The sequence below is a fragment of the Streptomyces sp. HmicA12 genome (assembly GCF_000373565.1).
GTDB lineage: Bacteria > Actinomycetota > Actinomycetes > Streptomycetales > Streptomycetaceae > Streptomyces.
Window position 1 is genome coordinate 1 of sequence record NZ_KB891803.1, and the last position, 20,287, is coordinate 20,287.

Sequence of the window (20,287 nt, forward strand, 5' to 3'; positions counted from 1 at the left end):
GCCACCTCGGACAGCAGCGTCACCTGCGCCACCCCCAGCCGCTCGGCGACCAGCGCCGGCACGATCCCGGCCGTGCCGTCGGTGGAGGCCATACCGGAGACNACCAGGTCGAAACCGGCCTTCTCGATCGCCTTCGCCAGCACCAGCGAGGTCCCGATCGCGTCCGTGCCGTGCAGATCGTCGTCCTCGACATGGATCGCCTTGTCCGCACCCATCGACAACGCCTTGCGCAGCGCGTCCTTCGCGTCCTCGGGACCCACCGTCAACACGGTGATCTCCACGTCGTCATCGGAGTTCTCCGAGATCTGCAGCGCCTGCTCCACCGCATACTCATCCAGCTCCGACAGCAGCCCGTCCACACCATCACGATCGACGGTCAGGTCATCGGCGAAGTGCCGGTCGCCGGTCGCATCCGGCACATACTTCACGGTGACAACGATCCTCAAGCTCACGCCGAATCTCCTCGCTCAGGGCGTCCTCAGGGTGTTGCCAACGTATGGCACTGAGTTCCCTCTGTAAAGGTACGTAGTGCCAAAGCGGAGCTCCCGGTGTTACGTTCCCGGCATGAGCGAGGCGCGCGAGGTCAACGGGTCACAGAAGAAGGCACCCATGCGGGAGGTGCTGGCCGAGGCGGCGTTCCAGCTGTATCTGGAGCGCGGGTTCGAGCGGACGACCGTGGACGACATCGTGGCGCGGGCGGGGGTCGGTCGGCGGTCCTTCTTCCGCTATTTCCCGTCCAAGGAGGACGCGGTCTTCCCCGACCACGAGAGCTGCCTGGCCGACATGACGGCCTTCCTCGACACCGCGAGCGACGAGCGCGACGCCGTCGAGGCGGTGTGCGACGCGGCCCGCCTCGTGCTGCGCATGTACGCGGCGAACCCCGAATTCTCCGTCCAGCGCTACCGGTTGACGCGCGAGGTCCCGGGCCTGCGCACGTACGAACTGTCCGTCGTGCGCCGCTACGAGCGCACGCTCGCCGGGTATCTGCGGCAGCGCTGGAGCGGCGCCACGGACGGCGCCCTGCGCGCCGAGGTCGTCGCCGCGTCGGTGGTCGCCGCACACAACAACGCGCTGCGCGCCTGGCTGCGTTCCGGTGGCGACGGCGACGCCGAAGCGGCCGTCGACCACGCCCTCGGCCTCGTGCGACAGGTGTGGGGCGGAGCCGCGCAGGCACCCCCGGCCGTGGCGCCCGACGACGTCGTCGTCATGGTCGCGCCCAAGGGTGCGCCGATGTGGCGCGTCATCCAGCAGGTCGAGACGGCGCTGCGGGACGACTGACGGGCGGCAGGCGATCGGCCGACAGTTGAGGGTACTGGGTGTCTTTACTGCACGGCACTCAGTGCCATACGATGACGGAGGCGCCGTGGCCGCAGCCCGGCGCACGCCGGGCGAGCGCGGGAGGCCGAGGATGTCGGAGTGGGCAGGGGTGTCCGGAAGCGGAATCGGAGCAGGGGCGGGGGCCGGGGTCGGCGTGATGGCGCCTCCGGCGAAGGACGCCGCGGGCTTCGCCTACCAGCGCTGCCGGTGGTGCGGCACACCGTCGTTCCGGCGGCTGCTGTGCCCGGTGTGCGCGTCCAGCGACCTGGAGACCGAGCGCAGTACGGGCCCCGGCATCGTGGTGCAGTCGCGGGTGGTCCACCGCGGTACCGGCGCGGCCCGCAACGAAGCACTGGTCCGCTTCCCCGAGGACTTCGTCGTGCCGTGCCGGATCGTCGGCACCGCACCCCATCTGGTGTGGGTGGGCGCCGGCGTCCGGCCCGCGCGCGGAACGGTCGTCGGCTCGGCGGTCGGCGAGGTCCTCTTCGAACTGTGCGACGACGCGACGGACGACGCCCGCTGGTGACACGTACCGCCGCGGACGAGTACCGCCGCGGACGGGCGCTGCCGGAAGCGCGGGTCAGTCGAGTCCCGCGAGGAAGTCGAGGAGTGCCGCGTTCACCTCGTCGGGCCGCTCCTGCTGGATCCAGTGACCGCCACCGTCGATGACGACCCGGCCGCGCAGATCCGTGAGCACCCGTTCCATCCTGTCGTCCGGCATGAAGCGGGCGACCGGGTCCTTGGAACCGGTGACGAACAGCGACGGGCAGTCGATCGTCCGTCCCGCCAAGTGCTCCGTGAGGGTCCAGGTGCGGTCCAGATTACGGTAGTAGTTGAGGCCGCCCGTGAACCCCGTCCGCTCGAACTCGGTCACGTAGTAGGCGAGTTCGTCGTCGCTCAGCCAACGCGGCGGCGGCAACTGCTCGTCGGGGCGGGCGGCCCACTCGGCCGAGTAGATCTCCCGCGTGACGAGCGTCCTGCGGACCTGGCGCGCCAGCGCGGGGTCGGCGACACCCGGCTCCTGGAACCACACGATGTAGAAGTCGTCGCCGTTCCGCTTGCGCAGGATGGGAACCGGCGGCGCCGGCGGGCGGGGCGCCGCGGGCACGCTCATCCCCGCCATCGCCCGCACGCGCTCCGGGTGCGCCGTCGCCATCTGCCACACGACGATCGCCCCCCAGTCGTGCCCCACGAACACCGCGTCGTCCGCGCCCACGGCGTCCAGCAGCCCGGCGAGATCCCCGCACAGCGTCAGTGCGTCGTACGCGTCGAGGTCGTCGGGCCGTGAACTGCCGCCGTAGCCGCGCATGTCGGGGACGAGGACCCGGTAACCCGCCGCGGCGAGCGCCAGAACCTGGTGCCGCCAGGAGAACGCCAGCTCGGGGAAGCCGTGGCAGAGCACGACCAGCGGCCGGTCCGTCCCCTCACCGGTCTCGGGGCCGTGCTCGAAGACCCGCAACGTGATGCCGTTCGTCGCGACGTCCCGTGACGCGACGTCTTCCCACCCGGCGAGCGGCGATGGTGTGGGCATGAGTGAAACTCCCTGCGTGTAGACGTGTCCGAGAGAGTGAAGTCGATGCCGGCGGCCCGCACAAGGGTGGGCCGGGAGCGACCGCCGGAGGCCGAGGTGGACGGACGCGGCTGAACCACGGTTCAGTGACCGGGCGCGACGGCCGGGCCGGCGGCCAGCCAGCGCCGGCTACCTCGGCGGCGCCGTGGACGCCCGGGGCGTGAGTGAGGGCGTCGACAAGGGGTGCGGGGTCACCGGGCGGCCCGCGATCACGTCGAACAGGACGCGGGCCACATCCGCGCCGAAACCGTGCACGTCATGGCTCATCGCCGACAGCGTCGGATGCGTCAGCCGGCACAGTTGCGAGTCGTCCCAGGCGAGCAGGGAGAGTTCGTCCGGTACCCGGATGCCCATCTCGGCGGCGACCCCGAGACCGGCCACCGCCATGATGTCGTTGTCGTAGACGACCGCGGTCGGCCGCTCGGGGTGAAGCAGCAGCGAGCGCGTCGCCCGCGCCCCTTCCTCGCCCGAGAATCCCGTCGTCACCTGAAGACCCGGATCCAGACCGAGACCCGCCGAGGTCTCCTCGAACGCCCGCTTGCGGATGCCACTGTGCCCGAGACCGGCGGGACCGCCCACCCGGGCGATCCGGCGGTGGCCCAGGGCGGCCAGATAGCGCACGGCCTCCGCGACCGCGGTGGCGTCGTCCGTCCACACCGAGGGGAAGCCGCCGGTCAGGTCCGGATGGCCGACCGCCACGGCGGGCAGACCGAGCCGGGTGAGCGGCTCGATCCGCGGATCGTCCTGATGGAAGTCGACCAGCACGGAACCGCCGACCTGCCGCTCGCGCCACCACATCTCCTGCAGCGCGACCTCCTCGTCCAGGCTGCTGACCAGGCGCAGCAGCAGCGAGCAGGACCGCTCGGACAGCACGCTCTCGATGCCGGAGATGAACTCCATGTAGAACGGTTCGAGGCCGAGCAGCCGTGCCGGGCGGCAGATGGCCAGGCCGATCGTGTCCGTCCGCCGGTTGGAGAGGTTGCGCGCCGAGGAGTTGGGCGCCCAGCCCATCTCCCGGGCCACGGCGAAGATCCGCTCGCGCGTGGCCTCGGACAGGCCGGGCTTGTGGTTGAACGCGATCGACACCGCGCCCTTCGACACCCCGGCCGCGGCCGCGACGTCCTTGATGGTGACGCGCCGGGTGGGCGTGCTCACGCGGGCTCCACGCAGAACAGTGCCGCCCGGATCGCGTTGGCACCGGAGTCCGGGGCGCCGTGCAGCCGGATCCTGGTCGACTCGCCGGGCAGCAGCGTGAGCAGGCCGCGGTCGGCGTGGGCGGCCGGGGAGAGCCGGTCGGCCTGCAGGAGCAGATCGCGGACGAGGGTATGAGCGGTGACCACGACGTCGACTGTATCCCGGCCGCGGTCGACGGTTTCGACGGCGATGTCGAAGCGCGGCTGCGGATAGCCGAACTCGTGGTCCCGCACCGGGAAGTGCAGCGCCCGCAGCCCGTCGGCGTCGGCGACCAGGTACTCCTTCACGGACCCTTCGGCCGGCACGAGCTCAGGCGGCACCGGCAGGCGCAGCACCTCGCGCGGCGGCGCGGTCAGGGCGAGCGAGACGCTGGCCGCCCGGGTGCCGTCCGCGCGCATGAGCCGGAGTGTGACGTCGCACGTCCACGGCTCGGATCCCTGATTGGCCAGGACGAGGTGCGGCCCGTCCGGGCCCGGCTGGAGGGTGAGGAGCCGGTCGGCGTAGACCCGGCGCAGCTCGTGGTGGAGCGGCTTGAGCCGGCCGTCGCCGTCGATCGCCGACCAGGAGCTGACCGGCCAGCAGTCGTTGATCTGCCAGACGATCGTGCCGGCGCAGCGCGGCCAGTGGGAGCGCCAGTGCTCGATCCCCGTGGCGATCGCCCTGGCCTGGACGACCTGCGCCAGGTAGTGCCAGCGGTCGAAGTCGCCCTCGGGCAGGGCGAAATGGCGGGCGATGCCACGGTTCAGCTTTCCGTTCCCGTCCTCCGCCTTCTGGTGGTGCAGCATGCCGGGGGAGTCCGGGGCGAGCTCCTCGCCGGGCAGGGCGCGCCGCAGTGTGGCCATCGTGGGCGGCGCCTGCCAGCCGAACTCGGAGACGAACCGCGGCACATCGGCCAGGTACTCGGTGTAGTCCCGCCGGTTCCACACCTCCCACGAGTGGTACGTGCCGTGGTCGGGGTCGTTCGGGTGGTGGTCCCAGGAACCGGACCACGGGCTGCCCGCCGAGTAGTGCCGCGTCGGGTCCAACTCCGCGACCACACGCGGCAGCAGACCGAGGTAGTAGCCCTCGCCCCAGGAGTTCCCGGCGAGGGGCTCCTCCCAGTCCCAGTCCCGGAACCCCCACAGGTTCTCGTTGTTGCCGTTCCACAGGACGAGGCTGGGGTGCGGCATGAGCCGTACGACGTTGTCGCGTGCCTCCGCCTCCACCTCGCCGCGCAGCGGCTGCTCCTCGGGATAGGCCGAGCAGGCGAAGAGGAAGTCCTGCCACACCATCAGACCGAGCTCGTCGCAGATGTCGTAGAACGCGTCGTCCTCGTAGATGCCACCGCCCCAGATGCGCACCAGGTCGACATGGGCGGCGGCCGTCTGCTCCAGACGCGTGCGGTAGCGCTCGGGCGTGATCCGGGAGGGCAGCACGTCGTCGGGGATCCAGTTCACCCCGCGTACGAAGATCCGCTCGCCGTTGACGACGAACGTGAAACCGGTGCCGTGCTCGTCCGCGCCGCGATCCAGCTCGACGGTCCTGAACCCGACCCTGCGCCGCCACTCGTCCAGCGGCGCCGAGCCGTCGAGCAGAATCAACTCGACCTCGTACAAGGGTTGTTCGCCGTGCCCTCGTGGCCACCACAGCCGCACGTCCGGCACGTCGAGCACCAGCGTGACAGCGTTGTCATCGACCTCGGCGCGCGCTTCGACCCCCGCCACCGTGGCACGCGCGACGAGCGGTCGCTCCGCTCCCGTTGCCGTGCGCTCCACGTCGACGCGCAGTTCCACCCGCCCCCGCGTCCCGTCGACGGTGACCAGCGGCCGCACCCGCTCGATCCGCGCCGTCGACCAGCGTTCGAGCCGGACCGGACGCCACAGTCCGGCCGTGACCACGGTGGGCCCCCAGTCCCAGCCGAAGCTGCAGGCCATCTTGCGGACGTACTGGAACGGCTCGGGATAGACGTTCGGCCGCTCGCCCACCAACTGCCTCACGGCGGCGGCCTCTTCATGGGCGGAGGCGAACGTGACGCTCAACTCGCCCGCGCGGCCTGTGACATCGAAGCGATAGGCGCGGTGCATGTTCCGCGTGCGCCCCAACTCGCTCTCGCCCAGGGAGATGTGGGCCACCGTGTCCAGGCCGTCGAATACCAGGTCGGTGCGTTCGTGGTCGTCCGGCGCGGGCGGCAGCTCGCGGGTGTACGTCCAGGAACGGCGCCCCACCCAGTCGATCTCCCGCTCGTTGAGCCCGATGAACGGGTCCGGAATCAGCCCGGCCGACAGCAGATCGGTGTGGACGCAGCCGGGGACCTCGGCGGGCAGCCGTGCCCCGTCGTGCGCGAGACGCCAACCGTCGCTGAGCTGGGTGATGTCCTTCATAGTGCGGCTCCAATCGGACGGCCACGGCCCGGGATTCGTATGAGACGTCCGTCAACCTAGTCGCAGTGAAGTGAACCGGTCTAGTCCCATCCCGGGATCGCGGACGAGGAGAACTGTGCAGGTAGGCCTCAAGGCCCCAACTCCCCGCTCTTGCAAGGGAGTAACGATTGGGTATCGCGCCGGAAATCCTAGCTTTACCGGTTCACGAATGGCTGACATAGTGCCGTCAGCCGCAGGGCCTGAGCCGTAACCCTTGGAAGGAGTTGGGCACATGAGGACGAAGTCGCTGAGCACCGCGCTGCTTGCCACCGCGCTGCTGACCGTCACGGGGTGTGGCGGAGGAGGGGCGTCCACGGGGGAGGCGGCCACCGCGCCTTCGGACCCCGGCAAGGTGTCGGGCACCATCACGGTGCTGACCAACCGCACCGACCTCGTGCAGGACGGCACGATGAAGAAGTACGCCGCCGCGTTCAAGAAGAACTACCCCAAGGTCACGGTGAAGTTCCAGGGCATCACCGACTACGAGGGGGAGGTCAAGATCCGGATGAACACCGACGACTACGGTGACGTCCTGCTGATCCCCGCCGCGATAGCCAAGGGGGACTATCCCAAGTTCTTCGCGCCCCTCGGTGACACCGGGACCATGGAGCGCAAGTACCGGTTCACCGGCAAGACCGATGTGCGCGGAAAGACGTACGGCATAGCCAACTTCGGTACCGCCAACGGCTTCGTCTACAACAAGGCGCTGTGGAAGAGGGCCGGCATCACCGACTGGCCGACCACCCCCGACCGGTTCCTCGACGATCTCGCGCGGGTCAAGGCGAAGACGGGTGCCACGCCGTACTACACCAACTTCAAGGACGGCTGGCCGCTGAGCGGGGCTTGGACCAACAACGTGGGCTCGGTCAGCTGCGACGGCAAGGCGTCGGACGCCCTGGCCACCGCGGACAAGCCGTGGGCCGACGGCAGCGATCTGAACGTCAGCGACACGCTGCTCTACGACATCGTGCACGACAAGCTGTCCGAGAAGGACCCGACCACCACCAACTGGGAAGCGTCCAAGACCCAGTTGGCCAAGGGCAAGATCGGCAGCATGCTGCTCGGCTCCTGGGCCGTCAACCAGATGCGCGGCGCCGCGCAGGCGGCCGGGGAGAACCCGGACGACATCGGCTTCATGCCGTTCCCGGTCCAGAAGGACGGCCACTTCTGCGCCACCCTCGTCTCCGACTACCAGCTCGCCGTCAACGCGCACTCCGAGCACAAGGAAGCGGCCCGCGCCTGGATCGACTGGTTCACGGAGAAGTCGGGCTTCGCCGCCAAGGAGGGCGGGGTCTCGGCACTGAAGGCCATGAGCTACCCCGATGTCCTCAAGCCCTATGAAGACAACGATGTCACGTTGATCGAGCGTTCCGAGGCCAAGACGGAGCAGGTCAACGCCATCGACAACGCCTCCGAGATCGGTCTCAGCAAGCAGGACTACCGGCAGAAGCTGATCGACATCGCCCGCGGCGCCCAACCGGGCTCCCTGAAGGACTACTTCGCGGACCTCGACAAGCGCTGGGCCGACGCCGCCGCGACCGCGGGCAACTGACCGGACCCGTGCACGGGGCCCGCGCCGCCGTCACGCGGGCCGGGCCCCCGCCGACAAGACCCTCGTCGCGGATCGCCCGTCGCGGATCACGAAAGGCCCTGTCCGACATGACCGACACCACGTCCCCGTCCTCGGCGTCCCCGGCCCCGAGCCGGTACACGCCCGCCGCCCGCCGCCTCCGGGGCGCGGCGCCGCCCACCCGGTCCTGGCGCGACCGTCCGCTGCGCCGGATCACGCCGTGGCTGTTCCTGCTCGCGCCGATCGCGCTGCTGATCACCTTCACCTACGTCCCCGTGGGCAACATGATCTATTACAGCTTCACGGACTGGGACGGGGTGAGTCCCGACCGGAACTTCACCGGGATGGAGAACTACACCCAGCTCTTCACCCGGCCCGAGCTGTTCCGGGTCTTCTTCGTGAGCTTCTACTACCTGGCCGCCTCGGCGGTGCAGATCGTGATCGCGCTCTACTTCGCGACCGTCCTCAGTTTCGATCTGCGCTTCAGGAACTTCTTCAAGGGGATCCTCTTCTTCCCCTACCTGATCAACGGCGTCGCCATCGGCTTCGTCTTCCTCTACTTCTTCCAGGACGGCGGCACCCTCGACTCGCTCCTGTCCTGGTTCGGCGTCGGCGCCGACCACGCCTGGCTCGGCGATCCCGAGTCCGCGAACACCTCCCTCGCCGGGGTGTCCGTCTGGCGCTTCACCGGCCTGAACTTCGTCCTCTTCCTCGGCGCGATCCAGTCGATCCCGGGGGAGCTGTACGAGGCGGCGCAGCTCGACGGGGCGAGCCGCTGGCAGCAGTTCCGGCACATCATCGCGCCCGGCATCCGGCCGGTGCTCAGCCTCAGCGTCATCCTGGCGATCTCCGGCTCGCTGGCCGTCTTCGAGATCCCGTACATCATGACCGGCGGCGCGACCGGCACCTCGACCTTCGTCATCCAGACGGTCAAGCTCGCCTTCCAGTTCAACAAGACGGGCCTCGCCTCGGCCTGCGCCGTGGTCCTGCTGCTGATCATCCTGGTGGTCACCTGGATCCAGCGGCGGCTCGTGCCCGACGACAAGGTGGACCTCGTATGACCACGCTCACCACGGACGACCTCCCCGCCGCGCGCCGCAGGCCCCGCATCGGCACCGCGCTGACGTACCTCTCGCTGGTCGTCGCCTCGCTCGTGGTCCTCGTGCCGCTCGTCGTCGTCCTCCTCACCTCGCTGAAGACGTCCGGTGAAGTGGCCGACGGAGGCGGCGCGTTGAGCCTGCCGCACGACTGGCTGAACTTCTCGAACTACACCACGGCGTTCCGCGACGGGCACATGCTCACGGCGTTCGGCAACACCGCCTTCATCCTGGTGTTCTCCATCACCGGCACGGTGCTCATCGGCTCGATGACGGCGTACGCGATCGACCGCTTCGAGTTCCGGCTGAAGAAGACGGTGATGGCCCTCTTCCTCATCGCCACGCTCGTGCCCGGCGTCACGACCCAGGTGGCCACCTTCCAAGTGGTCAACAGCTTCGGCCTGGTGGACACCCGGTGGGCGCCGATCCTGCTCTACATGGGCACGGACATCGTGTCGATCTACATCTTCCTGCAGTTCATCCGCGGGATCCCGACCTCGCTCGACGAGGCGGCCCGGCTCGACGGCGCGAACACCTTCACCATCTACCGCAAGATCATCTTTCCGCTGCTCAAGCCGGCGATCGCCACGGTCGTCATCGTCAAGGGCATCACGACGTACAACGACTTCTACATCCCCTTCCTCTACATGCCGTCCGAGGACATGGGGACGATCTCGACGGCACTGTTCCGCTTCAAGGGGCCGTTCGGCGCGCACTGGGAGAACATCTCCGCCGGAGCGATCCTCGTGATCGTGCCGACCCTGCTGGTCTTCCTATTCCTTCAGCGTTACATCTACAACGGTTTCGCCCAGGGCGCGACCAAGTAGCCGGCGTCGGAGGCGTCACGGCAAGTAGCGGGCGGAACACGGGGGTTGATGGGGGTGGTCCTCCAGGTGAAGCGTGCGCGAGGATGGAGACATGACCGCGGCCCAGCGCGCCATGTCCGAACTCGGGACCTGGCCGAACCTGGTAAGTGGTCCGCCCCGGTGCTCGGTTGGGCACGCCTTCGGTGCGGCGGGCCACGAACTCGTCCATTTCCACGCCGACGACTGCGCCGATCTGTATCTCACCTCGTCGGCGGTGCAGCGGCTCCTTCCGCAACTGCGGCACAACAGTGCCATCAGGGTCGAGCCGGGCGCCTCCTGGATCACAGTGCTCCTGGAGTGCGACACGGACGTGCACCTGCTGCTCAGCCTGGTGAGCGTGGCGCTGAAGGAACACGACGCGCACGCGTTCCCTTCGCGCCCCTGCGACTGGGAGCGGCCGCGGGCTTCGTAGGTCCGGGCCGACCGCCGCTGTCACTCCTCGAACTGGTCGCCGAACTGCTGCAGTCGCGCCTCTTCGAGGTCGAGGACGTGCTGGGCGCCTTGCAGTGCGCGCGAACTGTAGGAGCCGTGGGTGCGGGCGGTGAGGAGGGCCTCGCGTTCCGCCGTGATGACCCCCAGGCGCAGCTTCAGGTAGGTGGCGCGGGCCGCGTCGAAGTCCGCGGGTGCCGGGGTGTGGTCCCGCTCGTCCTCGTCCAGGTCCGCCTGTTTCGGCCGGATCCGGCTGTCCTGCCGTACGCGGTCCACGATGTCGGGCGGAACGGAACCGTCCGCGGCGGCCTCGTCCACGGCGGCGGACGCCGCGTCCGACAACTCGCCGACCAGACGGACGTACTCGTCGCGCAGCCGCGCGGGATCGTCACCCGGGATGCGCACGGTACGGATCACGGCCGGCAGGGAGAGGCCCTGCAGCAGCAGGGTCGTCACGGCCACCACGAACGAGATCAGGATCAACTGCGCGCGGAACGGCGTGTCCTCGGGCAGGGTCTGGGCCGCTGCCACCGTGATCGCGCCCCGCATGCCCGACCAGGCGAGCACCACGCCGCCCTGCCAGCCGAGCGTCTCCGTCAGCCGGAAGTCGATGTCGGCGCTGGTGCGGGTCACGCGGCGCTGGATGTGTGCCTGCTTGCGGGGGCTGAACCGTTCGCCCAGGTCGAAGGTGTTCAGCCGCTCCTGCATCCGCTCGATCATGGGTTTCGCGGCGGCGGCCCGGCGTTCGTCGCGGCGCACCATCGCCACCAGCGGCACCACGAACACCATGCGTACGACGATCACGAGGCCCGTGAGCGCGAGGCCGTAGAGGACGACGCGGCCCGCGCCCAGCCCGTTGTCGTGCCGGTGCGCCTCGTCCAGGAGCGTCTTCAGGCCGAGCCCCATCAGCAGGAAGATCGAGCTCTCCAGCAGGAAAGCGAGGGTGCGCCAGTTCATCGCCTCGCCGAGCCGATCCTGTGCCCGCAGCAGCCGGGGGCTCTGGTGCCCGGTCACGAGGCCCGTGACGACGACCGCGAGAACTCCGGACGCGTCGAACTCCTCGGCGGGCACGTACGCGACGAAGGGGACGACGAACGAGATCGCCGTGTTCAGGACGGTGTCGTCGAGCAGGGCCCGCACCCGTACGTTGACCAGGCCGACGACCACGCCCACCGCGACCGCCACCACCACCGAGAACACGAAGTCCCCGGCCACGCCCCACAGCGACACCGCACCGGCCATCGCCGCGACCGCGGAGCGCAGAAGCACCAGGGCGGAGGCGTCGTTGACCAGACCCTCGCCCTCCAGAAGCGTCAACAGACGTGACGGCAGGCCGAGTTTGCGGCCCACCGACGTCGCGGCCACCGCGTCCGTCGGGCTGACGACCGCGCCGAGCGCGAACGCGGCCGGCCAGCCGATGTCCGGCATGAGCAGGTGCACGAGCCAGCCCGCGCCCAGCGTGGACACCACGACCAGCAGCACCGCGAGCCCGCCGATGGCCTTGATGTCGCGGCGGAAGTCCTGCGCGGGCATGTTCACGGCCGAGGAATACAGCAGGGGCGGCAGAACGCCCGCGAGGACCCACTCCGGCTCCAGCTCCACCACCGGCACACCCGGTACGAAACTCAGGCAGATGCCCACCACGACCAGGCTCAGCGGCGCGGCGAGTCCGAGGCGTTGCGAGAACGCGGCCACCGCCACGATGCTCGCGATGCCGACGACGGCGATCAGGGTCACTTCCATGGCAGCCTCGCGGGCCTCTGTGCAAGCTGGTGCATGCGGGCCATTGTGGACGGCCGAGCGATGGACGAGACGAGAGGCGAGGCCGAGATGCGCAAGATCGTCCTGATGATGCAGGTGTCCCTGGACGGATACCTGGAGGGCCCGGACCGCGAGATCGACTGGCACCAGGTGGACGACACGCTCCACCAGCACTTCAACGACCTGACGCGTTCCGTCGGCGGTTTCCTCACCGGCCGCGTCACCCACCGGCTCATGGCGGACTACTGGCCGACCGCCGACGCCGACCCGGAGTGCACCCCCGTCATGGCGGAGTTCGCCGGCCTCTGGCGGGAGAAGCCGAAGATCGTCTTCTCCCGGACGCTGCCGCCCGGGCCCACCGACTGGCACGCCACCGTCGTCCCCGAGGTCGTCCCGGCCGCCATCCGGGCCCTCAAGGAGGAACCCGGCGGCGATCTCGTCGTCGGCGGAGCCGACCTGGCCGCCACCTTCCTGGAGCACGATCTGGTCGACGAATTCCGGACCTACGTGCACCCCGTCAGGATCGGCGCGGGCACACCCCTCTTCCCGGCCACCTCCTTCGCCCCGGCACCCCTGCGCCTCGCCGAGACCCGCGCCTTCCCCAACGGGGTCGTCCTGCTGCGCCACGAACGAGCCGGCACGTGAGGTGGCGGCGCGTCGCGGCCCGATGCCGCGCGCTCGGCGGCTACGCGGCGCGCCCGCACGTCCTGTTCGGCGGCGTCTACGGCGCCGTCCTCGCCAGCTCGATGGTCGCGGCGCTCACCCGCTACGGCGAGAGCTCCCGTGCGGACCGTCTGTACGACGCCGCCTGGCTGCTGATCACCGCACTCGCTTCGGCGCTCGCCCACGGCTACGCCCATCTGATCGCGCGGCGCGGCGACCAGGCCCACCACGGGGCGCTCGCCGCGCTGCGGCTCCTGTTCCAGGAGTGGCCGCTGCTCCTGGCCACCGCGCCGACCATGCTGATTCTGCTCGGCGCGGGCCTCGGGTGGTGGGACTCGGACGGCGTCGAGTACGTCGCGTTCACCTTCAACGTCGTCCTGCTCTTCGCCTGGGGTCTGCTCGCCGCCCGGGTCGGGGGCAGGACCTGGCCGTCCGCGCTGCGCATCGGATCGGGCGACGCGCTGCTCGGCATCCTGGTCGTCGTGGCCAACGCGCTCATCAAGTAGCCGCGGCGGCGCGCGATATCGCTGTGGGTGAAGTCGGCTCCCGCCGGGCCCTCACTCGGCCTACGCTGGCGCGATGAGCGCCCACGAGACCCGCAGTCCTCGCCCCGCCCCCAGCCCCGAGCCGCTGTGGCGGCACGTCGTCGGGGACGTGCTGCGCCGCCGGCGGCGCGCCCAGGGACGGACCTTGCAGGACGTGGCCGACGTCGCGGGGATCTCCATGCCCTACCTCTCCGAGATGGAGCGCGGCCGCAAGGAGGCCTCGTCGGAGATGCTCGCCGCCGTGGCCGGGGCGCTCGGCCTCGGCCTGTTCGACGTCCTGGCGCTCGCCCAGGGAGAGTTGGCGCGCGCGGTCCAGGTGCGCAGCACGGTCTCCGTCACCGCGGTCGGTTCGCTCGCCGCGCGGGGGACGGGTGTGGCCCGGGGGCGCGGAACGGTCTGCCTGGCGGCCTGATCGGCCCCCGTCGAGCTCTTCGCGTCAGTCGCCGCGCAGGTGGCGCACGAGCACGGGGACGTGGCTGCGCTCGATCTCCTTGACCGAGGTCACCAGCGTGACCCGGCCGTGCCGCGCCAGCTTCCGTACGTGCTGCACGAGCTCGGCCCTGACCGGCTCGGCCAGTTCGGTGTCGTAGCGCTCGGCGAAGGCGTCGTACCGTCCGTCGCGGTTCTCGTGGTACCAGGTCCGCAGTTCCTTGGACGGGGCGATGTCCTTGAGCCACTCGTCGACGGCGGCCCGCTCCTTGGAGATGCCGCGCGGCCACAGCCGGTCGACCAGCACACGGGTGCCGTCGGCCGGGGCGGGCGGGTCGTAGACGCGGCGTACGGCGTAGGGGTCCGGGCGCTGGTGCGAGCTCATGGGGCCATTGTGCGGGCCCCGCGGTCGGTGTCCCGCGCGTTCCCCTGTTCGGCCCACCCCGATGGCCGAACGTCCCGGCGTGTGCGAGTAGTCGGACATGACCCAAGCACCGTACGACCCTCAGACCCCGCAGCAGACGCCCGGCGCGGGCGCCCCGCCTCCCGAGCAGGGACCGCTCGGCAGGCTCGCGCAGTCCGCGTGGCAGGCCGTGCTGCTCATGGGTGTCGCCTCCCTCATCCTCGGCGTGCTCGTGCTCGTCTGGCCGGGCGCCTCCCTGCTGGCGGCGGGTGTCCTGTTCGGCGTCTATCTCCTGGTCAGCGGCATCTTCCAGCTGGTCTCCGCGTTCGGCCACCACGTCACCACGGGGATGCGGGTGGTGGGCTTCATCAGCGGTGCCCTGTCGGTGCTGCTGGGACTGTTCTGCTTCCGCGGGGCGATGCAGTCGATCCTGCTGCTCGCGCTGTGGATCGGCATCGGCTGGCTGTTCCGCGGCATCACCCAGACCGTCGCCGCGGCGTCCGACCCGGCGATGCCCGCGCGCGGGTGGCAGATCTTCCTCGGCGTGGTCAGCGCACTGGCCGGCATCGTCCTGATCGTCTCTCCGTTCGAGACGGTCGCGGTGCTCACCCTGGTCGGCGGACTGTGGCTGCTCGTGGTCGGCGTGGTGGAGATCGTCACGGCGTTCGCGATCCGCGGCAAGGCGAAGAACATCCCCACGGGCGCGTGAACGGCCGAAGCCCGTCGCGCGCGAAGGGCGCGACGGGCTCCAGGGGAAACCGCGTGATCGGACAGCGGCGTCAGACCCCGACGGCCTCCTCCAGCTCCTCCTCGACCGGGCTCTGCGCGACGGCGGCGTCCCGCAGGGCGCGCTCCTGCCGGCGCTCCGCGAGCCCCGCCACCCCGATCACGACGAGCCCCGCGACCAGCCACGCCGTGAGCGTCCACACGTACCGCGCCAGGCCGTACTGATCGAAGTAGAGAAGACTGCGCGCCCCCTCGACGAACCCCGCGCCGTTCCAGAACGTGTGCAGGCCGCCGAAGAAGCCGTTCTGCAGCTCGGGCCGGAAGATCCCGCCGGAGCTGGTGAAGTTGAGCATCACGAAGAGCACCATGACGCCGAGCGTCGTCCACCGCTTCAGGAACGTGTGCAGGCCGACGCCGATGAACAGGATCCCCGCCGAGTACAGCCAGGCCATGCCCCACAGTCCCCACAGATGGGCGTGGGCGAGATGGAACATCGGCCCCGCGAACGCCGCGCCGATGAGGCTCACGACGGCCGAGACCCCCACGACGAGGCATGCCCGGGTCGGCATCCGCAGCGCCGCACCGGCGCCGCCGAGGACCGCCACCGACGCGTACGAGCCGATGCTGAGTGCGACGAGCAGGAAGAACAGGCCCTGGCCCGTGGGGTCGTCGTCCACCGTCGGCACCACGTCGGTGACCTTCAGCGGCCCGCCCTGCTGTGCGGCGACCGGCGTGAACACCTTCTCGACGACGGAGACCGTGGTGTCGGAGCCGGCGGAGGCCACGATCAGCTCCGGCCTCCCGGCGCCTTGACCCGCGAGGACGTACGCGCCGTCGATGTCACGCGTCCTCAGCTGATCGACGGCGGTGGTCCGGTCGTCGAGCGTCCGCACGTCGAGCGCGTCGCCGGCCTTGTCCTTGAGGGTCTGCGCGAAGACCTTCGCCTCGGCGCCCGAGCCGACGACGGCGACCGGCAGCTGATGCGGCTCGGGGTGGGCGAACGCGCCGAGGTACGCCAGGCCCATGCCCACGCACATCAGGAGCGGGGTGAGCAGATGCGTCAGCACGTGACGCAGCGCCGGATTGCGCGCGGGCATGAGCAGGACCTCCATGGGTTGGCTTATACAACTCTTATTGCAGTTGTACTGTACAACCACATGGGGGCGGGGTGTCCGGAGGCGGTTGTGAGCATGGCCACGCGGGCGGGGGAGGGGGAGGGTCAGGCGGGTCGCGGCAGTGGGTGGTTCTCGATGCCGAGCGGCGCGGGGCCGCGGAATTCCTCACTCCGCTGCTCGTACGCCCGGAGGCGCTCGCGCAGCGCGTGCAGTCGACGGCTCGTCTCGTACAGATAGCGGACCTTCGTCCGCATCACCCAGGGATCTATCGGCTTGACGACGTAGTCGGCGACGCCGAGTTCATAGGCCTGCGCGGCCAGGGTGGGATCCTGGCCCGCGCCGGTGATCATCATGATCGGTATGTCCTGCGTCTGCTCCAGGCGCGTCATGTACTGCGCGACCTCGAAGCCGCTGAAGTCGGGCATCAGGACATCGAGCAGAACCACGGCGACGCCGCCGCGCAGCACCGTCTTGAGGGCGTCGTCACCGGAGTTGGCCCGGTCCATCGGGTACCCGAGCGGAGCGAGCGCGCTCTCCATCGCGAAGAGTGTGTCGTCGCGGTCGTCGACGACGAGGATCTTGGGCCGTGCAACGGTGGGCATGGTCAGGGCCTCCCCTCGTCGGCACCGCCAGCATATGCCGGAACGAGGGGGATGGAAGAGGCTGTTCAGTCCTCTCCACGCACCAGATTCCAGTCAGGATCCCGTTCGTGGTCGGGCCCGGACGGTTCGCGCGTGTCGCGGCGGGCCGGGCGGCAGGTGCGGATCCGGCCCTTGACCTCGTGCTTGGTCTCGGCCGGGTGGGGTGGTCGCACGGTGCCGTTCATGATCGGTCCTTTCTTCGGCCGAATTCGATCGAATTGACTTGTAGACGGCTTTGTAGACGCCCTCTTGATGCCACGAGATGCAATTGATCGACCGGTTGTGTTCATGAATGAGCGCTTCCGGGGCAACCGGTGCTCCCGAGAAGGGAGTTGTCGAGCGCTCCGTCCTCGATGCCGGGTACCCCCACGGGGGCGTGGGAATCGCCGCCGTCAGTACGGGGCCCGCACGTGCCCCGGGCCCCGACGTCGTGTCAGTGGCGTACGCCCTGGGGCGCCTCCACCACGTCCAGGAACACCTGATCCGCCTCGGGCCACCGCTCCCGCACCTCGCCCTTGATGCGCTCGCTCACCAGCTCCAGGCGCTCGCTGTCGATGCCGGGTGCGAGGTCGATCCGGGCCGCGACCAGGGTCGAGTCCATGCCGAGGCGCATCGTGTGCAGGGCCGCCACGTAGTCGATCTCGTCCTGTGCGTCCAGGAGTTCGTGGATGCCGCTGCGCAGGTCCGGGTCGACGGCCTCGCCGATCAGCTGGTCGCGGGCGCTGCGGCCCAGGCCGTAGGCCACGTACACCAGGAGCAGGCCGATCACGAGGGACGCGCCCGCCTCCCACTCGATGTGGCCCGTCACCATGTGCAGCGCCATGCCGCCCGCGGCGAGCAGGACGCCGAGCACCGCCGTGCTGTCCTCGGCGAGGACCGTGCGCAGTGCCGGGTCGGAGCCGATGCCGTCGCCGGGCTGCGCCCTGACCTGGTGCACGGCCCGGATCAGCGAACTGCCCTCGGCGACCAGGGCGACGCCGAGCACGGCGAGGCCCACGACGTAGCCCGTGTGCGACTCCTCCTGGCCGCCCGAGGTGAACGCCTCGAACGCCTGGAAGAAGGAGAAGCAGCCGCCCATCACGAAGATGCCGACAGCGGCGAGCAGCGACCAGAAGAACCGCTCCTTGCCGTAGCCGAACGGATGCTTGCGGTCCGCGGGCTTGCGGCTGCGGTGCAGAGCCGCGAGGAGGAAGACCTCGTTGAGGCTGTCGGCCACCGAATGCGCGGCCTCCGAGAGGAGCGCGGGCGACGTCGCGATCAGACCGCCGACCGCCTTCGCCACGGCGATCACCAGATTGGCGCCGAGCGCCACCAGGACCGTGAGCCGGGTCTTGCGGTCCTCTTCGCTTGCTTTCTCTGTCACGTCAACTCGCAGTGTATGAGGGTTGGTTGTGGGCACTCGGCCGGCCCGGGAGGTGCTGACCATGATGGCTGTTCTGTTGGTTCTCCTGCTCGCACTGATCCTCTTCGGTGCCGGGTTCGCGCTGAAGGTCCTTTGGTGGGTGGCGCTGGCCGTACTGGTCGTCTGGCTGCTCGGGTTCGTGATGCGCGGCACGACAACGAGCGGTTCGAGGTCGCGTTGGTACCGGTGGTGAGTAGCCGGGGTGCGTGGCCGTAAACCCCGGAGAGTTCCTGGATACCGCGGTGGGAGAGGGCGCCGTCGTCCACCCGGTCGACGGCGCCCGTCCGCCGTCCGCCCCGCTCGTCGCCGACGGCACCGCCCACCCGTCCTGACCGTCCCGGCCTCGCCGACCGCGCGGCGAGCCATCTGACGGGGGGCGCCCGCGCGGTCCGCCGGGCCCCCGACACCCCGGTGCGCCATGAACACCGCCAAACCCGCCCCGACCACCTGCCTCCCCGTGCAGGCACTCACCGCGTCCGCCCGCACCGTCCCCACCGACGCCCCGGAGGCCGACGCCACCCTCGCCTGGGACACCACCACGGTCGTCCTCGTCGAGGCGCGCGCCGCCGACGGCACGACCGGCATCGGCTGGACCTACGCGCCGGCCGCCGCCACCGACGTCGTACGTGACCAACTCGCCCACCGGATCACAGGGCAGGACGCCTTCGACATCCCCGCGGCCCATGAGCGCATGTGCCGCGCTGTGCGCGACGCGGGTCGCTCCGGCATCGCCTCCTGCGCCCTCTCCGCCGTCGACCTAGCCCTGTGGGACCTCAAGGCGCGGCTCATGGACCTCCCCCTCGTCCGACTGCTCGGCGCGGCCCGCGCGACGGTGCCCGTCTACGGCAGCGGCGGCTTCACCACGTACCACGACACCCATCTGACCGCCCAGCTCAGCGGCTGGGTGCACGGCCGGCACATCCCCCGCGTGAAGATCAAGACGGGGGAGGGACGGGGCCGGGCGGCCCCCGCGACCTCCAGCGGGTCCGCCACGCCCGCCACGTCATCGGGCCGCAGGCGGAGCTGTACGTCGAGCGGCGGCTACAACCGCAAACAGGCGGTGCGGATCGGTGAGGCGCTCGTGACCCAGCAGGTCGGCTGGTTCGAGGAACCGGTGTCCCGCGACGACCTCACCGGCCTGCGCCTCGTCCGCGACGCCCTCGTCTGCGACGTCACCGCCGGCGGGCACGGCCACGACCTGCCCTGTTTCGCCCGCATGACCGGCGCGGGCGCCGTCGACTGCCTCCAGGTCGACATCACCCGCTGCGGCGGCGTCACGGAGTTCCTGCGCGCGGCCGACCTAGCCCAGGCGCACGGCCTGGAGGTCTCGGCCCACGGCGCCCCGCACGCCCACGCGGACGTCGCGGCCTGCGTGCCGAACCTGCGGCACATGGAGTGGTTCCACGACCACGTGCGGATCGAGTCGATGTTCTTCGGAGGGGTCCTCGACCCGGCGGGCCGCGAGGTGCGGCCGGGGGAGAACGGACCCGGGCACGGGCTGGTGCTGCGCGGCGAGGAGATCGAGGACTCCGCCTGGCCTGAACCGGGCGGGTAACGACCACGGCGCCGGGTACCCGCCCGCTCCGCACCCGAGACGAGAGGCAGAGCCCATGGCATCCCACGACGTGGTGGAACTGCTGACGCAGCAACACGTCAGGATCCGCTCGCTGTTCGAGGAGGTGGCCAACACCAAGGGAGAGGAGCGCGCACAGCACTTCCACGACCTCGTGCGGCTGCTGGCGGTGCACGAGACCGCCGAGGAAGAGGTCGTGCACCCCTTCGCGCGCAAGAACATCGACGGCGGCGAACTCGTCGTCAAGGACCGCATCGAGGAGGAGGAGAAGGCCAAGCGCGTCCTGTCGCAGCTCGACGACATGGACCCCGACTCCCCGCAGTTCCTCGACCGGTTCACCTCCCTGCGCGAGGACGTCCTCGCGCACGCCGACAACGAGGAGCGCTACGAGTTCGCGCACCTCAGGGAGGTCGCCGACAAGGGCAAACTGGAGAACCTCGGCCGCGCGGTGAAGGCCGCCGAGGCCGTCGCCCCGACCCGCCCGCACCCCGGGGCCGACACCGCGGTGAAGAACGTCGCCGTGGCGCCCGTGGCGACGTTCGTCGACCGCACCAGGGACGCCATCCGCAAGGTGACGGGCACCTGAG

23 protein-coding genes and 1 pseudogene are annotated in these 20,287 nt (G+C 70.2%); 14 read left to right on the forward strand and 10 right to left on the reverse strand.

Annotated elements, in window-relative coordinates:
• On the reverse strand, positions 1–452 hold a 452-nt coding region (locus B072_RS0112060; protein WP_043243850.1), incomplete at its 3' end, for an electron transfer flavoprotein subunit beta.
• A 112-nt stretch (positions 453–564) separates the two neighbouring features.
• On the opposite strand from B072_RS0112060, the gene B072_RS0112065 reads away from it, so the two are divergent.
• Together B072_RS0112065 and B072_RS0112070 are read left to right on the forward strand one after the other, a co-directional pair.
• On the forward strand, positions 565–1,278 hold the full coding sequence (locus B072_RS0112065; RefSeq protein WP_018530203.1) for a TetR family transcriptional regulator: 714 nt from the start codon (positions 565–567) through the stop codon (positions 1,276–1,278).
• Positions 1,279–1,474: 196 nt separating this feature from the next.
• Complete coding sequence (locus B072_RS0112070; protein WP_018530204.1) at positions 1,475–1,843, forward strand: Zn-ribbon domain-containing OB-fold protein; 369 nt, start codon at positions 1,475–1,477, stop codon at positions 1,841–1,843.
• 54 nt (positions 1,844–1,897) lie between these two features.
• Here the strand turns inward: B072_RS0112070 and B072_RS0112075 are convergent, their stop codons facing one another.
• The 3 genes from B072_RS0112075 to B072_RS0112085 form a co-directional block, all read right to left on the reverse strand.
• Positions 1,898–2,848, reverse strand: coding sequence for an alpha/beta fold hydrolase (locus B072_RS0112075; RefSeq protein WP_018530205.1), 951 nt, complete (start codon positions 2,846–2,848; stop codon positions 1,898–1,900).
• Between the two features lie 168 nt (positions 2,849–3,016).
• Positions 3,017–4,042 carry a LacI family DNA-binding transcriptional regulator gene (locus tag B072_RS0112080; RefSeq protein WP_018530206.1) on the reverse strand — a complete coding sequence of 342 codons (1,026 nt, stop codon included), beginning with the start codon at positions 4,040–4,042 and terminating at the stop codon, positions 3,017–3,019.
• A complete protein-coding gene (locus B072_RS0112085) occupies positions 4,039–6,441 on the reverse strand; it encodes a glycoside hydrolase family 2 protein (protein WP_018530207.1) in 2,403 nt (800 codons plus the stop codon). The genes B072_RS0112080 and B072_RS0112085 overlap by 4 nt, the downstream gene beginning before the upstream one ends.
• Before the next feature lie 271 nt (positions 6,442–6,712).
• Between B072_RS0112085 and B072_RS0112090 the strand changes: the two genes are divergently transcribed.
• The 4 genes from B072_RS0112090 (at position 6,713) to B072_RS0112105 (ending at position 10,425) form a co-directional block, all read left to right on the forward strand.
• The gene (locus tag B072_RS0112090; protein ID WP_018530208.1) at positions 6,713–8,032 is read left to right on the forward strand and encodes an ABC transporter substrate-binding protein; all 1,320 of its coding nucleotides are present in this window, start codon (positions 6,713–6,715) and stop codon (positions 8,030–8,032) included.
• A gap of 107 nt (positions 8,033–8,139) precedes the next feature.
• The gene (locus B072_RS0112095) at positions 8,140–9,111 is read left to right on the forward strand and encodes a carbohydrate ABC transporter permease (RefSeq protein ID WP_018530209.1); all 972 of its coding nucleotides are present in this window, start codon (positions 8,140–8,142) and stop codon (positions 9,109–9,111) included.
• Positions 9,108–9,974 carry a carbohydrate ABC transporter permease gene (locus B072_RS0112100; RefSeq protein WP_018530210.1) on the forward strand — a complete coding sequence of 289 codons (867 nt, stop codon included), beginning with the start codon at positions 9,108–9,110 and terminating at the stop codon, positions 9,972–9,974. The genes B072_RS0112095 and B072_RS0112100 overlap by 4 nt, the downstream gene beginning before the upstream one ends.
• 91 nt (positions 9,975–10,065) lie before the next feature.
• Positions 10,066–10,425 (forward strand): luciferase family protein, encoded by a 360-nt coding sequence (locus B072_RS0112105; RefSeq protein WP_018530211.1) that lies wholly within the window; start codon positions 10,066–10,068, stop codon positions 10,423–10,425.
• 20 nt (positions 10,426–10,445) lie between these two features.
• Here the strand turns inward: B072_RS0112105 and B072_RS0112110 are convergent, their stop codons facing one another.
• Positions 10,446–12,185 carry a cation:proton antiporter gene (locus B072_RS0112110; RefSeq protein WP_018530212.1) on the reverse strand — a complete coding sequence of 580 codons (1,740 nt, stop codon included), beginning with the start codon at positions 12,183–12,185 and terminating at the stop codon, positions 10,446–10,448.
• Positions 12,186–12,245: 60 nt separating this feature from the next.
• Between B072_RS0112110 and B072_RS0112115 the strand changes: the two genes are divergently transcribed.
• The 3 genes from B072_RS0112115 to B072_RS43035 all read left to right on the forward strand — a co-directional run bounded on the left by B072_RS0112115 (position 12,246) and on the right by B072_RS43035 (position 13,823).
• Entirely contained in the window at positions 12,246–12,848 is a 603-nt protein-coding gene (locus B072_RS0112115; RefSeq protein ID WP_018530213.1) for a dihydrofolate reductase family protein, read from the forward strand.
• Positions 12,845–13,372: a hypothetical protein gene (locus B072_RS0112120; protein ID WP_018530214.1), complete on the forward strand. Its 528-nt coding sequence runs from the start codon at positions 12,845–12,847 to the stop codon at positions 13,370–13,372. The genes B072_RS0112115 and B072_RS0112120 overlap by 4 nt, the downstream gene beginning before the upstream one ends.
• A gap of 73 nt (positions 13,373–13,445) precedes the next feature.
• Positions 13,446–13,823 carry a helix-turn-helix domain-containing protein gene (locus B072_RS43035; RefSeq protein WP_078506398.1) on the forward strand — a complete coding sequence of 126 codons (378 nt, stop codon included), beginning with the start codon at positions 13,446–13,448 and terminating at the stop codon, positions 13,821–13,823.
• Between the two features lie 24 nt (positions 13,824–13,847).
• On the opposite strand, the gene B072_RS0112130 is transcribed toward B072_RS43035, so the two are convergent.
• Positions 13,848–14,225, reverse strand: a complete 378-nt coding sequence (locus tag B072_RS0112130; RefSeq protein WP_018530216.1) for a DUF488 domain-containing protein — start codon at positions 14,223–14,225, stop codon at positions 13,848–13,850.
• Positions 14,226–14,322: 97 nt separating this feature from the next.
• On the opposite strand from B072_RS0112130, the gene B072_RS0112135 reads away from it, so the two are divergent.
• A complete protein-coding gene (locus B072_RS0112135; RefSeq protein ID WP_018530217.1) occupies positions 14,323–14,952 on the forward strand; it encodes an HdeD family acid-resistance protein in 630 nt (209 codons plus the stop codon).
• Positions 14,953–15,022: 70 nt separating this feature from the next.
• On the opposite strand, the gene B072_RS0112140 is transcribed toward B072_RS0112135, so the two are convergent.
• From B072_RS0112140 to B072_RS0112155, 4 genes are all read right to left on the reverse strand, one after another.
• Entirely contained in the window at positions 15,023–16,081 is a 1,059-nt protein-coding gene (locus B072_RS0112140) for a hypothetical protein (protein WP_018530218.1), read from the reverse strand.
• A gap of 107 nt (positions 16,082–16,188) precedes the next feature.
• Complete coding sequence (locus B072_RS43040; RefSeq protein WP_018530219.1) at positions 16,189–16,686, reverse strand: response regulator; 498 nt, start codon at positions 16,684–16,686, stop codon at positions 16,189–16,191.
• A 65-nt stretch (positions 16,687–16,751) separates the two neighbouring features.
• Positions 16,752–16,910 (reverse strand): hypothetical protein, encoded by a 159-nt coding sequence (locus B072_RS48110; protein ID WP_018530220.1) that lies wholly within the window; start codon positions 16,908–16,910, stop codon positions 16,752–16,754.
• A gap of 248 nt (positions 16,911–17,158) precedes the next feature.
• Positions 17,159–18,088: a cation diffusion facilitator family transporter gene (locus B072_RS0112155; protein WP_051127164.1), complete on the reverse strand. Its 930-nt coding sequence runs from the start codon at positions 18,086–18,088 to the stop codon at positions 17,159–17,161.
• Positions 18,089–18,149: 61 nt separating this feature from the next.
• Between B072_RS0112155 and B072_RS0112160 the strand changes: the two genes are divergently transcribed.
• The 4 genes and pseudogenes from B072_RS0112160 to B072_RS0112175 all read left to right on the forward strand — a co-directional run bounded on the left by B072_RS0112160 (position 18,150) and on the right by B072_RS0112175 (position 20,286).
• Positions 18,150–18,320 (forward strand): hypothetical protein, encoded by a 171-nt coding sequence (locus B072_RS0112160; RefSeq protein ID WP_026245739.1) that lies wholly within the window; start codon positions 18,150–18,152, stop codon positions 18,318–18,320.
• 13 nt (positions 18,321–18,333) lie between these two features.
• Entirely contained in the window at positions 18,334–18,459 is a 126-nt protein-coding gene (locus B072_RS49615) for a hypothetical protein (RefSeq protein WP_267880632.1), read from the forward strand.
• An 86-nt stretch (positions 18,460–18,545) separates the two neighbouring features.
• Positions 18,546–19,682, forward strand: a pseudogene (locus B072_RS43045) (enolase C-terminal domain-like protein).
• 55 nt (positions 19,683–19,737) lie between these two features.
• A complete protein-coding gene (locus B072_RS0112175; protein ID WP_018530224.1) occupies positions 19,738–20,286 on the forward strand; it encodes a hemerythrin domain-containing protein in 549 nt (182 codons plus the stop codon).
• The last annotated feature ends 1 nt before the right edge of the window (position 20,287 follow it).

What these genes read in the sequence shown, in the direction of transcription:
- B072_RS0112095 (WP_018530209.1), top strand. Translation starts at nt 8,140, where the DNA reads ATGACCGACACCACGTCCCCGTCCTCGGCGTCCCCGGCCCCGAGCCGG.
- B072_RS43040 (WP_018530219.1), bottom strand. Translation starts at nt 16,686, where the DNA reads ATGCCCACCGTTGCACGGCCCAAGATCCTCGTCGTCGACGACCGCGAC.
- B072_RS0112110 (WP_018530212.1), bottom strand. Translation starts at nt 12,185, where the DNA reads ATGGAAGTGACCCTGATCGCCGTCGTCGGCATCGCGAGCATCGTGGCG.
- B072_RS0112160 (WP_026245739.1), top strand. Translation starts at nt 18,150, where the DNA reads ATGATGGCTGTTCTGTTGGTTCTCCTGCTCGCACTGATCCTCTTCGGT.
- B072_RS0112130 (WP_018530216.1), bottom strand. Translation starts at nt 14,225, where the DNA reads ATGAGCTCGCACCAGCGCCCGGACCCCTACGCCGTACGCCGCGTCTAC.
- B072_RS0112115 (WP_018530213.1), top strand. Translation starts at nt 12,246, where the DNA reads ATGGACGAGACGAGAGGCGAGGCCGAGATGCGCAAGATCGTCCTGATG.
- B072_RS0112175 (WP_018530224.1), top strand. Translation starts at nt 19,738, where the DNA reads ATGGCATCCCACGACGTGGTGGAACTGCTGACGCAGCAACACGTCAGG.
- B072_RS0112135 (WP_018530217.1), top strand. Translation starts at nt 14,323, where the DNA reads ATGACCCAAGCACCGTACGACCCTCAGACCCCGCAGCAGACGCCCGGC.
- B072_RS0112065 (WP_018530203.1), top strand. Translation starts at nt 565, where the DNA reads ATGAGCGAGGCGCGCGAGGTCAACGGGTCACAGAAGAAGGCACCCATG.
- B072_RS0112085 (WP_018530207.1), bottom strand. Translation starts at nt 6,441, where the DNA reads ATGAAGGACATCACCCAGCTCAGCGACGGTTGGCGTCTCGCGCACGAC.
- B072_RS0112070 (WP_018530204.1), top strand. Translation starts at nt 1,475, where the DNA reads ATGGCGCCTCCGGCGAAGGACGCCGCGGGCTTCGCCTACCAGCGCTGC.
- B072_RS0112140 (WP_018530218.1), bottom strand. Translation starts at nt 16,081, where the DNA reads ATGGAGGTCCTGCTCATGCCCGCGCGCAATCCGGCGCTGCGTCACGTG.
- B072_RS0112090 (WP_018530208.1), top strand. Translation starts at nt 6,713, where the DNA reads ATGAGGACGAAGTCGCTGAGCACCGCGCTGCTTGCCACCGCGCTGCTG.
- B072_RS43035 (WP_078506398.1), top strand. Translation starts at nt 13,446, where the DNA reads ATGAGCGCCCACGAGACCCGCAGTCCTCGCCCCGCCCCCAGCCCCGAG.
- B072_RS0112100 (WP_018530210.1), top strand. Translation starts at nt 9,108, where the DNA reads ATGACCACGCTCACCACGGACGACCTCCCCGCCGCGCGCCGCAGGCCC.
- B072_RS0112105 (WP_018530211.1), top strand. Translation starts at nt 10,066, where the DNA reads ATGACCGCGGCCCAGCGCGCCATGTCCGAACTCGGGACCTGGCCGAAC.
- B072_RS48110 (WP_018530220.1), bottom strand. Translation starts at nt 16,910, where the DNA reads ATGAACGGCACCGTGCGACCACCCCACCCGGCCGAGACCAAGCACGAG.
- B072_RS0112075 (WP_018530205.1), bottom strand. Translation starts at nt 2,848, where the DNA reads ATGCCCACACCATCGCCGCTCGCCGGGTGGGAAGACGTCGCGTCACGG.